We start from the raw sequence: 15,754 nt of genomic DNA on the forward strand, positions 1-15,754 counted from the left end.
GATCTAGCATCGCGCCAGGACTGGAGCGCCTATCCGCGCGTCCTGAGGAAGGAGGCAGGTGGATGCCGCTCAAGACCCGCCAGCGGGACCGGTACAACCGTCGGGAAGCCCTCGCCGGCTACCTGTTCATCTCGCCGTGGCTCATCGGATTCCTCATCTTCACAGCCGGGGCGATGGTCTACAGCCTGTACATCTCGTTCAGCAGCTACAACCTGGCCACGAACAGCGCCCGCCCCGTCGGCATCGACAACTACGCCAACCTCTTCGAGGACCCGCGGGTGGGCGTCTCCCTGGCGAACACCCTGTTCTACGTGGTGATGGCGGTACCGCTGGAGATCGTGTTCGCGCTGATCCTCGCCCTCCTCCTGAACCGCGTCGGGCGCGGCGCGGGGTTCTTCCGAGTGCTCTACTACTTGCCGAAGATGACGCCGGCGGTCGCGACCGCCGCGGTGTTCTTCCTCCTCCTGAACGGCAACTCCGGAGCGATCAACCAGTTCCTCCGCCTGTTCGGCATCCAGGGACCGCAGTGGCTCGTCGATCCCGCCTGGGTCAAGCCGAGCATCGTGATCATGACCCTGTGGACCGTCGCGGGCACGATGGTGATCTTCCTCGCGGCGCTGAAGAACGTGCCCGTCGAGCTGTACGAGGTGGCGTCGCTCGACGGGGCGGGACCGATCAGGAAGTTCTTCTCGATCACCCTGCCGATGATCTCGGGGGCCATGTTCTTCAACGTCATCGTGCTCTCGATCGCCGCCTTCCAGATCTTCGACCAGGCGTATCTGCTGTTCTGGCGCGATCAGAGCAACTCGTCTCCTGAGGCGTCGCTCTTCTACGCGATCTATCTGTTCCAGCAGGCGTTCCGGCAGTTCAACTTCGGCTTCGCGGCGGCGATGGCGTGGCTGCTCTTCGTCATCATCATGATCATCACGCTCATCCAGGTGAAGGTCGGCAACCGCTTCGTCTACTACGAGGGAGACCGCTGATGTCCCAGACCCTGCGTCAGATCCCCGTCGAGGCGGACGGCGACGACCTCCCCGAGACGGTCGCGGCCCCCGCCCCGGCCCGTTCGCGCTGGCGGCGGCACCTGCGGCAGCCGAAGAGCCTCATCGCCCGCATCGTGCTGAACATCATCCTCGTGCTGTTCGCGCTGCTGTTCCTCTATCCCTTCGCGTGGCTCATCGCAGCCAGCCTCAAGCCGCGCGGCGAAGTGTTCGACAACGCGCTCATCCCGAAGACGTTCGTGCCGGAGAACTACGTCGAGGTGTGGAACCAGCTCCCGCTGCTGAACTGGATGGGCAACAGCATCGCCATCGCGCTGCTCGCCGCCGGTGCGGTGGCGATCTCCAGCTCGATCGTGGCGTTCGGCTTCGCGTACTTCCGTTTCCCTGGCCGGGGGCTGCTGTTCGGCCTCGTCCTCGCGACGATGATGCTGCCGGGTGCGGTGACGATGATCCCGATCTACCTCATCTGGAAGGAGACCGGCCTCCTCGGCACGTGGGTGCCGCTGTGGGGCATGAACCTCTTCGGCTCGGCCTTCTACATCTTCCTGCAGCGGCAGTTCTTCCTCGGCCTGCCGCGGGAGCTGTTCGAGGCGGCGCGGCTCGACGGGGCCAGCGCCTGGGGTCTGTTCTGGCGGATCGCCATGCCGCTGTCGATCCCCTCGTTCGTCATCGTGTTCCTGTTCGAGTTCCAGGCGAGCTGGAACAACCTCCAGGCCGCCCTCATCTACCTCAACGCCGGGTCCGTGGACGAGTTCACCGCGCCGCTCGGCATCGCGTACGCCATGACCAAGTACAGCCCCACCGCGGGTGGTCACGGCGACTACCAGTACGTCATGGTCGCCTCCCTCCTGGTGACCCTCCCCATGCTCATCCTCTTCGCCTTCGGGCAGCGCGCCTTCATCGAGGGCGTCGCGACCCAGGGGCGCAAGGGATGACGAACCACAGATCGAAAGGAGCAGTCATGCGTACACGCATGCTGGGAATCACCGCGGTCGCCGCGGCATCCGTCCTCGTCCTCGCCGGGTGCGGTGGGGGAGGGGGAGACGACCAGGCGGCCGACGCCGACTTCGGTGCGGATCCGACCGGCACGCTGAAGGCGTGGGGCTTCGAGAACGCCGACGACGTGGGCACCTCGCGCATGGACTACGCGGCCGCTCAGCTGGAGGGCGTCGAGGTCGACCTCGACGCGACGGCCTTCGACGCGCAGAAGTTCACGACCCGGATCGCGAGCGGCGACGTGCCGGACGTCGTGCAGATGGACCGCCGGTACGTCACGACGTACGCCGCACAGGATCTCATCATGCCGCTCGACGAGTGCTTCGCCGCCCAGGACGTGTCGCCGCGCGACCACTGGTATCCGTTCGTGGTCGACGACGTCACCTACGAGGACGCCGTGTGGGCGGTGCCGCAGTTCTACCAGCCGCCCGCGATCCTGCTGAACAAGGCCGTGCTCGATGAGGCAGGGGTCACGGCGGAGGAGATCGACACCTCGCAGCCCGACGTGCTGCTCGGTGCCATCGAGAAGATGTACCAGGAGTCCGGTGGCGTGCCGACGCGGCTCGGGTTCGACCCGGTCGCGACGGGCCAGGCCGGCCTGTGGATCCTCGGCATGGGCGGCCAGCTCAACGACGAGGACGGCGCGCCCACTCTCGACGACCCGAGCAACGTGGCGGGCATCGAGGTGCTCAAGCAGATCACCGACGCGCAGGGCGGCTTCGCGGCCGTCAAGAGCTTCACCGACTCCTTCGACGCGTTCGGCGACCAGAACCAGTTCGTCGCCCAGCAGGTCGGCGCGCAGGTGAACGCGCAGTGGTATCCGAACGTGCTGAGCCCCTACGCGGACCAGATCGAGCTGGAGGCCGTGCCGTTCCGGAATGCCGATGGCGAGCCGTTCTCCGTCGCCTCCGGTACCGCGTTCGTGATCCCGGCCGGGGCGGAGAACCCCGCGGCGGCGTGCGCGTGGATGGTGAACCTCACCTCCGACGACGCATGGAACGCGGCGGGAGAGGCGCGTGCCGAGACGTTGAAGACCGACGGCGGCATCAACACCGGGCTCTTCACCGGATCGCCGTCCGCCGACCAGTCGATCCGCGAGACCTTCGTCACCGACAGTGGGAACGCCGGCTTCGATCAGGTCATCTCCACCTATTACGACGTGGTGGACTACGGGCAGTCCTTCGGCTCCTCGCCGGCGGGCCAGGAGATCCAGAACGAGCTCAACAACGCCATCACGGCGGCGCTGCTCGGGGACAAGTCGCCCGAGGACGCGCTGAAGGAGGCGCAGGAGGCGGCGATGCGAGCGTACGAGAACGCCACGGCCGGTTAGACCCCGGAGGGGCAGAGCGCCAGGCGGTCACCCCCGCCTGGCGCTCGCGGCGGAGGACGGTCTGCGCAGCATCGATCAGTGTTGACTGTTAACAGTCAACACTGGTAGCCTCGCGGTGTCGACAACACGGTCGACCCACGTAGAGGAGCAAAGATGCCCCGCATGCGCATCACTCGGGCGGCCGCTGCCTTCGCCGCCCTCGCCGCCACCGCTCTGGTGCTGTCGGCCTGCACGAAGGTCGACGAGAGCGAGGGGGCCGCCTCGACCTATCCCGAGGACGACATCCGACTGATCATCCAGGCCAATCCCGGCGGCGGCTCCGACCTGTCGTCGCGCGCGCTCGCCACCGAGCTGGAGAAGATCCTCGGCGTCAGCGTGATCCCGGAGAACATGCCCGGAGCCGCGGGAGCGCTCGCGATGGAGTACGTCGGCTCGCAGGATCCGGACGGCTACGTCATCGGCTTCGCGCCGGTCGAGATCGCGATGCTCAACACGACCCAGAGCGCCGACGTGCTCCCCGAGGACTTCGACCTGCTCGGCCAGATCATGCTCGCGCCCGGCGTCATCACGGTGGGTGCCAACAGCGGCATCGAGACCCTCGACGACCTCGTGACGCAGGCCGAGGCCGGCGCCGTCACGGTCGCGAACTCCGGCGCCGGCTCGATCTGGGAGGCTGCCACCCTCGGCCTGGGTCAGGCGACCGACGCCGACTTCACCCCCGTCCCGTACGACGGCGGAGCCACGGCGGTCGCCGCCGCCGCCTCCGGTGAGACCGTCGCCGCGGTCTCCGGACTCGGCGAGGCGCTCGCGCAGGGCGAGGCCGTCCGCATCCTCGCGGTCATGAACGACGAGCGTCACCCGGACGCGGAAGACGTCGAGACGGTCGAAGAGGCCATCGGCGAAGAGGTCGTCTTCGGTGGCTGGGGCGGCATCTACGCGCCGGCAGGCCTGCCCGACGACGTGCACGACGTCCTCGAGGCCGCGGTCAAGGAGGCCGTGGAGTCGGAGAGCTACCAGAAGTTCCAGGCGGACGCCGGCAACCTCGTGGTCTACCGCGACTCCGAGGAGTGGACCGGGTTCGTCGACGACCAGTTCGCCCTGTTCCAGGACCTCCTGGGCTGAACACCCCGGTGGGGTCGGCATGCGCCGGCCCCTCCGTGCCCTCCGACGAAGGAACATCATGACCAGCCCTGAGACCGCCGCCGAGTCGGCCGCGTCGGGCGGCTACGAGGGCGCGACCGCCTCGCGGCCCCTCGAGATCGCGTTCGCCGCCGTCGCCCTCGCGATCACCGCCGGCTACCTCTTCCTCGCCACGCAGATCCCGCTGCGGCGCGAGGCCGCCCCCGGGCAGATCGACGCCCGCTTCTGGCCGCTCGTCATCGGCGTGACCGGCGTCGTCGTCGCGATCGCGCTCCTCGCCGTGGCGATCACAAGACCGGCTCCGACCCGCGAAGACATCGAGCGCATCCAGCCGGGAGGCGTCCTCCGGGTGATCGCGACGATCGCGATCGCCGGCGCCTTCATCGCCTTCTGGTCCCTCGGCTCTGTCATCCTCTTCGGCTACCGGATCGAGGTCTTCCCGGTGGCCTGTGCCCTGCTCATGGCCGCGCTGATGCTCCTCTACGGCCACCGCCGCTGGCTGAGCCTCGTCATCTACTCCGCCGCCGTGACGGCGTTCGTCTACGTCGTCTTCGGCATGCTCCTGAGGATCCCCCTGTGAACGCGCTCCTGGAGGGGCTGAACTCGCTCCTCGACATCTCGATCCTGCTCTACATGGGCGTCGGCCTCGTCCTCGGCTTCATGGTCGGCGCCTTCCCCGGGATCACCGCGACCATGGCGGTCGCGCTCGCCGCCGGATTCACCATGACCCTCGAACCCGTGCAGGGTCTCGCGGTGCTGCTGACGATCTACGTCGCGGCGAACTTCGGCGACCGGGTGCCGTCCATCCTCATCAACACCCCGGGGACTCCCGCCTCCATCGCCACCACCCTCGACGGTTATCCGATGGCGAAGCAGGGGAGGGCCGGTCTCGCTCTGACGATCTCCGCGATCGTGTCGGCCGTCGGCATCCTCGCCTCGCTCGTGCTGTTCTCGATCGCCGCCGTCCCGATCGCCAGCTTCGCGCGGGACTACTTCAAGTCGCCCGAGCTGTTCGCGCTCGTCGTCTTCGGCATCGCGATCATGATCGGCATCTCGTCGAAGTCGATGCTCAAGGGCATCCTCGCCGGACTCTTCGGGCTGATGCTCGGCAGCGTCGGGACCTACGCGGCCACGGCCGACCAGCGCTTCACCTTCGGCGTGCTGGAACTCGTCGAGGGTGTGAACTTCATCGCCGTCATCATCGGTCTCTTCGGCATCGCGGAACTGTTCGATCAGCTCCTCACGCACCGGAAGTCGCACGTGCGACCGATCTCGAGTCTCGGCCGGTGGTGGCCGAACCGCGCGGAGCTGAAGCAGAGCGGGCGGGCGACCGCGGTTGGCGGAGCCGTCGGCCTCGGCGTCGGACTCATCCCGGCAGCGGGCGGCGACATCGCCGGCCTCATCGGTTGGGAGCGGGCGCGCAAGGTGTCGAAGCACCCGGAGATGTTCGGCAAGGGATCGATCGAGGGCGTCGCGGCGTCCGACACCGCCTCCAGTGCCACGCTCGGCGGCTCGCTGACCACCACGATGGCGCTCGGTATCCCCGGCGACTCCGTGATGGCGGTGATGATCGGCTCGATGATCATCTGGGGCATCACCCCGGGCCCCACGCTGTTCACCAACCGCCCAGACCTCGTCGTCTCGATCGTCGGCATCATGCTCGTCGCGACGATCCTGTCGCTCGCGCTGAGTCTCGTGCGGATGAAGGGCATGGTGAAGCTGCTGGATGTGCCGCAGCCCTATCTGTGGAGCGGCATCCTCATCTTCTGCATCATCGGCACGTATGCCACCTCGAACAGTCTGTCGACGGTCGTCACGATGCTCATCTTCGGCGTGATCGGCGTGCTGCTCAAGCGCATGCAGGTACCGGCCGGACCCGTCGTGCTCGGCCTGCTGCTCGGTCCGCTCGCCGAGGAGAACCTCGCCCGCACGCTGGCGATCCTCCCGACGAGGCCGTTCTTCGAGGTCGTCAGCCCCATCGCCCTCGTGCTGCTCGCGCTGGCCGTGCTGTCGATCGTGATGCCGGCGATCCGTGCCGCCCGCAAGCCTCGCGCCGCGCGGGCCTCGCTGGAGGACTCGATCCTCCGCACCGACAGCATCGAGCAGATCGAGAAGGCGCACGACGAGCTCGCCGCGCAGCCCGATCTGCTCACCTCCACCGTCCGCAACGTCGACGCGGGTGCGCGCCGGGGACGCGCCGACCGCAAGAACCGCAAGAGCACGACCCCCGAGGAGACCGAGAAGTGACCCGCTACGACATCCTGACCGCCGTCCCGACCGCGTTCCACCGCGACGGGGCCCTCGACCTCGACGGGTCGCGCGCGATCTTCCGGTTCGTGGCCGATTCGGGGAACGAGGGCGCCTTCGTCCTCGGCACCACGGGCGAGTTCCCCGCCGTGGACGCGGACGAGTTCCGGGCGCTCGTGGGAGCGGCGATGGAGGAACTGGCGGACCGGATGCGCGTGATCGTGCACGTCGGACAGCCGAGCACCTTCGAGGCCGTGCGCCTGGTGGGCATCGCCAAGGAGCTGGGGGCCGCGGAGTTCGCGGCCCTCACCCCCTACTACCTGCGTGCCACGGACGACGCGATCCTCGACTACTACCGCGCCGTCTCCGCAGCCGTGGGGGACGGGCGCCTCTACGTCTACATCTACCCGGCGCGGAGCGGGAACCCAGTCTCGCCGGAACTGCTCGTACGCATCGCCGACCTGCCGAACGTGGTGGGAGCGAAGGTGAGTGAGCTGTCGCTCGACGACATCGCGGCCTATCGTGCGGCCGTGCCCGCAGGCTTCGAGCTCTACACCGGCGCCGACCGCGACCTCATCGCGGCCGTCGAAGCCGGCGCGCAGGGCGTGGTCTCCGGTGTCTCCTCCGTCACGCCGAAACCCTTCCGAGCCCTCGCCGACGCCGGACGCTCCGGAGATGCGGATGCCATCGCCGCGGCGCAGATCGCCGTGGACGACGTCGTCGCGCTCATCGGCGGCGACATGGCGCGCATGAAAGAGGCGTACCGCGTGCTCGACGTGGTGGACACGCACTGCCGCATGGCCATCGCCGAGCCCTCCGCCGACGAGCGGGCCGCCGTCGCGCAGGTGGTGGCCGCGCACCGCTGACGACCACGCGCCGCGAGGCCGCTGAAACCGGTTACAGTGGGTGCCCATGGCCACGATCTATGACGTCGCGCAGCGCGCCGGCGTCTCGCCCGCCACGGTCTCCCGGGTCTTCAACGGCACGAGCGTGTCGGCGGAGAAGGTGGCGGCCGTGCGGGCGGCGGCTGAGGAGCTCCGCTTCACCCCGAGCCGGACGGCGCGCACGCTGCGCACGCAGAGCTCCGAGGTCATCGCCCTGGTGATCCCGGACATCGAGAACCCGTACTTCACCGAGATGGCGCGCGGCGTGGAGGACGCGGCGTCCGAGGCGGGGTACTCCGTCGTGCTGTGCAACTCCGACGCCCAGTCTGAGAAGGAGGCGACGTACCTCCGGATCGCGGTCGCCGAGAACATGTCGGGCGTCATCATCGCGACGGCGGACGAGCATTCGGATCTGGCGCCGGTGCGGGCGACGGGACGGCCGGTGGTCGCGGTGGACCGTCGCACGGACGCCGACATCGACGGTGTGGTCATGGCCAACCGGGAGGCGGGAGCCGCGGCGACGCAGAGCCTGCTCGACGCCGGGTACCGCCGCATCGCGTACATCGGGGGGCCGGCGCACATCGACACCGCGACCGAGCGGGCGGAAGGCTGGCGGGAAGCGCTTGCGGCGACGGACTCCGATCGTGACCTCTTCTCGCTCCAGCGCTTCGCCACGTTCCGGGTAGAAGGCGGGCGCGCGGCCATGGAGGAGCTCCTCGCGCTGCCGGAACCGCCGGACGCGGTGGTCGCCGGTAACAACCTCATCGGCGTCGGTGCGATCCAGGTCCTCACAGAGCGCGGCCTCACCCCGCCGGAGCTCGGCGTCGCGGTGATCGGGTCCCTGCCCTTCACGACGCTGTCGCCGTCCGCCGTCACCGTCGTGCGGCTCCCGGCGCGGCACATGGGTGTGACGGCGGCGCGGATGCTGCTGGATCGGATCAAGGGCGACGAGCAACCGGCCCGGACGATCGTCCTCTCCGGTGAGGTGCAGCGCGCAGCCGCACGCGCCTGAACTCGGCGGTGCTACTGCGAGCGCCAGAATCGCGCCGCGAGATTCGTCATCTCCTTATCGAGATCGTCGACCTTCACCTCCAGTCGGTCGAGGCGGTGATCGAGGCCGTCGAGTCGTGCGGTCATCTCGCCGCGGAGCCCGATCATCTCGCCGCGCAGCCCGATCATCGCTCCGTGCAGCGCACCCATCGCCGCGCGCAGCCCTCCGACCTCGCGCATCATCATTCCGTGCAGCGCCGCCAACGCTGCGTGGAGTCCACCGGCTTCGTTGGTCGTTTCGGTGCGGAGGCTTGTGATCTCGGTGGTCATGTCGGTGCGGAGGTCGCCGATTTCGGCGCGCAGTCGTGTGGTCTCGGTGGTCATTTCGGTGCGGAGGCCTGCGACCTCGGTGGTCATCTCGGTGCGGAGGGTGCCGATTTCGGTGGTCATGTCGGAGCGTAGTCCACCGATTTCGGCGCGCAGTCGTATGGTCTCGGTGGTCATCTCGGTGCGGAGGCTGCCGATTTCCGTGGTCATGTCGGAGCGCAGCCCACCGATTTCGACGCGCAGTCGTGTGGTCTCGGCGGTCATCTCGGTGCGGAGGCCGGCGATCTCGGTGGTCATCTCGGTGCGGAGGCCGGCGATCTCGGTGGTCATCTCGGTGCGGAGGCTGCCGATCTCGGTGGTCATCTCGGTGCGGAGGCTGCCGATCTCGCCAGTCATCTCCCCACGCAGTCCGCCGATCTCGGCACGCAGCACGCGGGTGAACTGCGTCGTCATGAGTCCCATGCCACCGAGCATCGTCGTCACGAAGATGCCGATCAGGGTCCACACCTGCGGGTCGTTCAAGGGCATGCCTCCAGTGTCGATCGGAGGGCACAGGATGTCACGGTATTCCGGTGCTGAACCGGCGTTTTCCCGGTGGAGGGCGGAGACTGTGGAGTCTTCCCGTATCAGTGAGTGCTGTGGAGGAACAGCAAACGCCTTGCCCTTTGAAATCGATTTCGCGTAGCCTGGGTCCAGGCCGGCACGGCCCGTCGGGATCGAAGGAGAGACCATGCGCTGCACCCTCGGGGTGGACATCGGCACGTCCAGCAGCAAGGGCGTCCTCGTGGCCGCCGACGGCGCGATTCTCGCGTCCGCGACCCGCGCGCACGACGTCTCCCGCCCGCACTCCGGATGGGTGGAGATGGACGGCCGCATCTGGTGGGACGAGTTCATCGATCTCGCCAGGGACCTCCTCGCCGCTGTCCCTGATGCGGAGGTCGTGGGCGTCGGTGTGAGCGGCATGGGCCCGTGCGTCCTGCTCGCCGACGAGGACGACGAGCCCGTGCGCCCCGCGATCCTCTACGGCGTGGACACGCGCTCCACCGCGCAGATCGAGCGCATGACGACGGAACTCGGCGTCGAGGAGATCACCCGCGTGGGCGGCTCGAGCCTCACGTCGCAGGCCGGTGGGCCGAAGATCGTCTGGGTCGCCGACGAGGAGCCGGAGGCCTGGCAGCGCGCGCGGCGTCTCTACATGCCCGCCTCCTGGCTGGCTCGCAAGCTCACCGGCGCCTACGTCCTCGACCACCAGTCGGCCAGCCAGGTCTCGCCGCTGTACGACATCGAGGGCGAGCAGTGGCACGACCCCTGGTGGCAGCGGTTCGCCGCGACGATCGAGCAGCCGCCGCTGCGCTGGGCGGGGGAGATCGCGGGCACCGTGACCGCCGCTGCGGCGGACCTGACCGGCCTGCCCGAGGGGACCCCGGTCATCACCGGCACGATCGACGCGTGGACCGAGGCGGTGAGCGTCGGCGCCCACGAGGTCGGCGACCTCATGCTGATGTACGGCACGACGATGTTCCTCGTGGCGACAGGGGAGCAGACCCTTCGCACGCCCTCGATGTGGACGACCGCCGGCGCGTTCGCGGGCACGCGCAACCTCGCGGGCGGGCTGTCCACGTCCGGCGCGCTCACCGCGTGGCTGAAGGACCTCTCCGGCACCGATTACCCGACGCTGCTGGCCGAAGCGGAGGAATCGGGGCCCGGTGCGAACGGCCTGCTGATGCTGCCGTACTTCGCCGGCGAGCGCACCCCGATCCAGGATCCGGACGCCCGCGGAGTCATCGCCGGACTCACTCTCCGGCACACCCGAGGAGACCTCTACCGTGCCGCCCTCGAGGCCACCGCGCTGGGTGTGCGCCACAACGTCGAGACCATGCGCGCCGCCGGCGCTGACATCCGCCGGATCGTGGCGGTCGGCGGAGGGACGCAGGGGCGGCTCTGGCTGCAGGTCGTGTCCGACATCACCGGTCTCGTCCAGGAGGTGCCGCAGACGACGATCGGCGCGAGCTACGGGGCGGCCTTCCTCGCAGCGACCGCCACCGTCGAACCCGGCGCCGCGCCCGCGATCACCGACTGGAACCCCATCGTCGACACCGTCCGCCCCGACGAGACGCTGCGCCCCTTCGCCGACGCCCTCTTCGATCGGTACGTGCGCCTGTACGACGGCTCGAAGGACGTCGTCCATGAACTCGCCGCCGCCCAGCGCGACGCATCCCCCACCCCCCTCGACCCCGGAGAACTCATGACCGCCTACACCCTGCCCACCCCGGCCCCCCGTCCCACCGCAGCGCCGAAGACCGCGTACCTGATCGCGTCCGGCGATCTCCGAGAGTCGGCCAACACGGCCGGCTGGCCCACCCAGGTCGAGCTCGAGGCCGGGGTCAGCGGCGTGCTGAACGACCTCGGGTGGACGGTCGTCCGCGCCAATGAGGTCGACCCGGAGACCGGTCACGGCTTCATCTCCAGCCAGCGCATGGGTCTCGAGGTGTTCAAGAACATCCCCGTCGACGCGCCTCTCATCGTCGCCGAGGCCGTGTGGCAGTACTCGCACCACGTGCTCGCGGGCCTCCGCACGCACGAGGGCCCGATCCTCACCGTGGCGAACTTCGCGGGCGACTGGCCCGGGCTCGTCGGTCTCCTCGGCCTCAATGCGGGCCTGACGAAGATGGACAAGCCGTACGCGACCATCTGGTCGGTCGACTTCACCGACGACTGGTTCCGCGACGGCATCCGGGAGTGGACCGAGACCGGTGCCATCACCCACGACGCCTCCCACGTGCGTCCGCTCCCCGCGCTGCCCGACAGCCCGGAGAAGGAGCTCGGCGAGGCTCTCGCCGCGGAACTGCGCGCCGAGAAGGCCATCATCGGCGTCTTCGACGAGGGCTGCATGGGCATGTACAACGCGATCTTCGACGACGAGCTGCTCAACCAGACCGGCATCTACAAGGAGCGCCTGTCGCAGTCGGCCCTCTACGCGGAGATGCTGAACGTCACCGAGGAGGAGGCCGACGCCGCCTACGACTGGCTGGTCGAGCGCGGCATGACCTTCCGCTACGGCGAGGACGCCGCGACCGAGCTCACCCGCGAGCAGGTGCAGTGGCAGCTGAAGATGTACATCGCCGCCCTCCGCATCGCCGACGACTTCGGCCTCGACGCGGTCGGCATCCAGTACCAGCAGGGCTTGAAGGATCTCGTTCCGGCGTCGGATCTGGCGGAGGGCATCCTGAACTCCACCGAGCGCCCGCCGGTGACGTCGCGCGACGGCTCCCGCGTGCTGCACGAGGGGCGGGCATTCCCGCACTTCAACGAGGCCGACGAGGGCGTCGCCGTCGATGCGCTCGTGACCGACCGCGTCTGGCGCGCGATGGGGCTCGTCCCCGACAACACCCTCCACGACGTGCGCTGGGGTGAGGACTTCGATGGACAGTTCGTGTGGGTGTACGAGATCTCCGGCTCGGTGCCGGCCTCCCACCTCGGCGGCTGGCAGAACGCGGAGGGCTGGCGACAGGGGCACGTGTTCTTCCCCGCGGGCGGCGCGACGATCAACGGCGTCTCGAAGCCCGGCGAGGTCGTGCTCTCGCGGGTGTTCATCGCCGAGGGGATCCTGCAGGCGGACATCTTCCGCGCATCGGTCGTGGAGCTGCCGGCGGACGAGACGCAGCGCCGGAAGGACGCCACGAACCCGGAGTGGCCGATCGCCCATGTGGTGCTGCACGGCATCTCGCGCGACCAGTTCATGGCACGGCACAAGGCGAACCACGCGCAGCTCGTCTACGCCCCTGATGCCGAGACCGCGGACAAGGCGCTGATCGCGAAGGCCGCGATGTTCGACGGCATGGGGATCAAGGTCAACCTCGTCGGCGACGTCTCGATCTGAGGTCGAGGGTTCGGTGCAGGAGTAGCTCTCAGGCGGAGGGGCGGAGGTCGCTCGGCGGGCCGCTCAGCGCGCGCAGGGCGTAGAGGATCGTCGCGAGGTCGACGAGCTCCTGCACCAGCGCGCCGACGACCGCGGGGATGACGCCGGTCATCGCGACGACCATCAGCCCCACGCTCAGCCCGATCCCGATCCAGATCGCGGTGAGGGCGACGCGGAGGGTGTGCCGTCCGATCGCGACGGCGTCGACCACCTTGGCGAGCGAATCCACGAGGATGACGACGTCGGCGGCGTCTCCAGCGGCCGTCGCTCCCTTCGCGCCCATCGCGATGCCGATGTCCGCCGCCGCCAGCACAGGGGCGTCGTTCACGCCGTCGCCGACCATCAGCACGGGCCGTGGTTGCATCTCTGCGGCCAGACGCACCTTCTCGGGCGGCAGGAGCTCGGCGTGGATCTCGTCGATCCCGACCTGCCGTCCGATCGACGCCGCGGTGGTCTCCACATCCCCGGTCAGGATCGCGAGACGGTCGACCTCATGCGTCCGCAGCCAGGAGATCACGGCCGGCGCCTCCGGACGGGCGGCATCGGCGAGGACCAGGACCCCCGCGAACCGGCCGTCAACGGCGACGTAGGCGGCGGCTTGTCCCGGCGCGAGCTCCGCCCGCCCGGTGTCCGGGGCGAGGGAGGCCACATACGCCGGCTTGCCGACGACCACCGCGCGGCCGCCGATCGTCGCGGACACCCCGTTCGTCGCGGTCTCGCTCGCCTCGGTCGCGCCGTGCAGCGCCAGGCCTCGGGCGGAGGCGGTGCGACGGATGCCGTCGGCGAGCACGTGCGAGGAGTACTGCTCGGCCGAGGCGGCGAGTCGCAGGATCTCATCCGCATCGAAGCCCGGCGCCGGACGCACGTCGACGAGCTCCGGCCTCCCCTGGGTGAGCGTCCCGGTCTTGTCGAACGCCGCAGAGCGCACGCGCGCGATCTGCTCGATCACCGCACCGCTCTTCATGATGACGCCCGACTTCGCCGCCCGGGAGAGTCCACCGAGGAAGGCGACGGGAGCGGCGATCAGCAGGGGACAGGGCGTCGCCAGCACGAGCACCTCGGCGAACCGCGTGGCGTCGCCAGAGAGCGCCCAGGCCGCCCCCGCGAGCACGAGCGCGACGGCGGTGAACGGGATCGCGAACCGGTCGGCGAGACGAACGATGGGCGCGTGGGAGGACTCGGCCTGGGCGACCAGGGCGACGATCTGCTGGTACTGGCTGTCGGCGCCGGTGCGGAGGGCACGGAGGCGGATGGCCCGGCTGCCGTTGATCGCGCCGGACAGCACCTCGTCGCCTGCACCACGCGTCACGGGCAGGCTCTCGCCCGTGAGCGAGGATTCGTCGAACGACGCGCTGTCCGTGAGCAGTTCACCGTCCACGGGGATGATCTCCGCCGGGCGGACGAGAAGCACGTCGCCCACGGCCACATCGTCGACCGGCACCTCCCTCGCCGCGTCCGAGTCCGCATCCTCGGGATGTGTCAGCACATGGGCGCTGCGCGGCGAGCGATCCAGCAGAGCGGAGAGGTCGCGCTTGGCCCGGCGGCCCGCGAAGTCCTCCAGTGCTTCGCCCCCGGAGAGCATGAGGACGATGATGAGCGCCGCGATGTACTCGCCCACCGCGAGGGTCGCCACCATGGCAACGACGGCGAGGATGTCGAGCCCGACGTGACCGTGGAGCACGTCGCGCACCATGCCGATGAGCGTCCACACGACCACCGCAGCCACGAAGATCGTCGCGACCCATCGGCCGATGGTCTCCTCCCCGGCGGCGTGGAGCGCCCCGACCACGGCGAAGACCAGGACCGTGAGCGTGATGACCGGGTAACGCCAGAGGAGTCGGAGGGCGCGCATGCGTCCAGCATCGTCGGAATCCGTGTGCACCGCCAGCATCCCCTTCCGGCCCCCGTGCTTAAGCGATATAGTCGGCCGCGAGTCGCGACGTCGCGACCCGATCTCGACAACGACGCCGAAGGAGAAGATCCCGTCATGAGTTCCTCACCCGCACGATCGTCCCGCCTGACAAGAGGTATCGCGGCAGCAGTGGCGTTCGCTGCCGCCGGAGCCGCCGCCCTCGCCGCCTCGACCGCGGCGGTCGCCGATGCCGATGCCGTCGACCCGAAGCTCGCCGTCTATGTCGAGGTGAACTCGAACGATTTAGCGAACGTCGCGGACTACACGCTCGCCGAGTCGGGCCGTCCCGCCGTCGATCTGGCCATGATCTTCGCCGCGAACATCAATTACGACGGGGAGCGGGCGGTCCTCCACCTCAACGACCGGGTCACCGAGACGCTGCAGGATGCGCAGAACCAGATCCGCCCGCTGCAGGCCCAGGGCACCAAGGTGCTGCTGTCGGTGCTCGGAAACCACCAGGGGGCCGGCTTCGCGAACTTCACGTCGTACGCGGACGCGGACGCCTTCGCCGCGCAGCTCGCCGATACCGTGACCACTTACGGCCTCGACGGCATCGACTTCGACGACGAGTGGAGCAACTACGGGGCGAACGGCACGCCGCAGCCGAACGCACAGTCCTTCGGCTGGCTCGCCTCCGCGCTGCGCGACCGCCTCGGGCCGGACAAGCTCATCACGCTGTATGCGATCGGCCCGTCCTACACGACCACGGATTTCGGCCTCTTCGACGCCGGCAGCGTGCTCGATCACGCCTGGAACCCGTACTACCCGACCTACGACGCTCCCACCGTGCCGGGCCTGGACGACCGTGGCCGGCTCGGCGCCGCGGCGATCGACCTCGCGAACACGAGTGCCGCGACGGCCGCCGACTTCGCTCAGCGCACGGTGGCTGACGGGTACGGCGTGTATGTCGCGTACAACCTCACCGCGACGAACCAGTCGGCCTACCTCTCCGGCATCACCGAGGCGCTGAAGGGCGAGGCGACCGTTTACCGCACAGCCGCGCGGTGA

At 69.1% G+C, this 15,754-nt stretch carries 12 protein-coding genes; 10 read left to right on the forward strand and 2 right to left on the reverse strand.

Features of this window, described 5'->3' with window-relative positions:
- Positions 1-62: 62 nt before the first annotated feature.
- The 8 genes from CYL12_RS13645 (at position 63) to CYL12_RS13680 (ending at position 8,610) form a co-directional block, all read left to right on the forward strand.
- A complete protein-coding gene (locus CYL12_RS13645; protein ID WP_101848067.1) occupies positions 63-983 on the forward strand; it encodes a carbohydrate ABC transporter permease in 921 nt (306 codons plus the stop codon).
- Positions 983-1,936 carry a carbohydrate ABC transporter permease gene (locus CYL12_RS13650; RefSeq protein ID WP_101848068.1) on the forward strand — a complete coding sequence of 318 codons (954 nt, stop codon included), beginning with the start codon at positions 983-985 and terminating at the stop codon, positions 1,934-1,936. Before CYL12_RS13645 ends, CYL12_RS13650 begins: the two co-directional genes overlap by 1 nt.
- A 26-nt stretch (positions 1,937-1,962) precedes the next feature.
- Positions 1,963-3,327 (forward strand): extracellular solute-binding protein, encoded by a 1,365-nt coding sequence (locus CYL12_RS13655; RefSeq protein ID WP_101848069.1) that lies wholly within the window; start codon positions 1,963-1,965, stop codon positions 3,325-3,327.
- A gap of 162 nt (positions 3,328-3,489) precedes the next feature.
- Positions 3,490-4,449 (forward strand): tripartite tricarboxylate transporter substrate binding protein, encoded by a 960-nt coding sequence (locus tag CYL12_RS13660; RefSeq protein WP_233486753.1) that lies wholly within the window; start codon positions 3,490-3,492, stop codon positions 4,447-4,449.
- A 58-nt stretch (positions 4,450-4,507) separates the two neighbouring features.
- Entirely contained in the window at positions 4,508-5,047 is a 540-nt protein-coding gene (locus CYL12_RS13665) for a tripartite tricarboxylate transporter TctB family protein (protein WP_101848071.1), read from the forward strand.
- The gene (locus CYL12_RS13670) at positions 5,044-6,714 is read left to right on the forward strand and encodes a tripartite tricarboxylate transporter permease (protein WP_101848072.1); all 1,671 of its coding nucleotides are present in this window, start codon (positions 5,044-5,046) and stop codon (positions 6,712-6,714) included. The genes CYL12_RS13665 and CYL12_RS13670 overlap by 4 nt, the downstream gene beginning before the upstream one ends.
- On the forward strand, positions 6,711-7,580 hold the full coding sequence (locus CYL12_RS13675) for a dihydrodipicolinate synthase family protein (RefSeq protein ID WP_101848073.1): 870 nt from the start codon (positions 6,711-6,713) through the stop codon (positions 7,578-7,580). Before CYL12_RS13670 ends, CYL12_RS13675 begins: the two co-directional genes overlap by 4 nt.
- Before the next feature lie 46 nt (positions 7,581-7,626).
- Entirely contained in the window at positions 7,627-8,610 is a 984-nt protein-coding gene (locus tag CYL12_RS13680) for a LacI family DNA-binding transcriptional regulator (RefSeq protein ID WP_101848074.1), read from the forward strand.
- A gap of 11 nt (positions 8,611-8,621) precedes the next feature.
- On the opposite strand, the gene CYL12_RS13685 is transcribed toward CYL12_RS13680, so the two are convergent.
- The gene (locus CYL12_RS13685) at positions 8,622-9,689 is read right to left on the reverse strand and encodes a DUF1640 domain-containing protein (protein WP_158297194.1); all 1,068 of its coding nucleotides are present in this window, start codon (positions 9,687-9,689) and stop codon (positions 8,622-8,624) included.
- On the opposite strand from CYL12_RS13685, the gene CYL12_RS17460 reads away from it, so the two are divergent.
- On the forward strand, positions 9,646-12,795 hold the full coding sequence (locus tag CYL12_RS17460; protein ID WP_233486754.1) for an FGGY family carbohydrate kinase: 3,150 nt from the start codon (positions 9,646-9,648) through the stop codon (positions 12,793-12,795). The two genes, CYL12_RS13685 and CYL12_RS17460, sit on opposite strands and share 44 nt — an antisense overlap.
- A gap of 28 nt (positions 12,796-12,823) precedes the next feature.
- Here CYL12_RS17460 and CYL12_RS13700 read toward each other — a convergent pair whose 3' ends face one another.
- Positions 12,824-14,686: a heavy metal translocating P-type ATPase gene (locus CYL12_RS13700; protein ID WP_101848820.1), complete on the reverse strand. Its 1,863-nt coding sequence runs from the start codon at positions 14,684-14,686 to the stop codon at positions 12,824-12,826.
- Positions 14,687-14,821: 135 nt separating this feature from the next.
- Between CYL12_RS13700 and CYL12_RS13705 the strand changes: the two genes are divergently transcribed.
- On the forward strand, positions 14,822-15,754 hold the full coding sequence (locus tag CYL12_RS13705; RefSeq protein WP_233486755.1) for an endo-beta-N-acetylglucosaminidase H: 933 nt from the start codon (positions 14,822-14,824) through the stop codon (positions 15,752-15,754).

Origin of the sequence: Zhihengliuella sp. ISTPL4 (genome assembly GCF_002848265.1) — a bacterium.
Classification (GTDB): Bacteria; Actinomycetota; Actinomycetes; order Actinomycetales; family Microbacteriaceae; genus Microbacterium.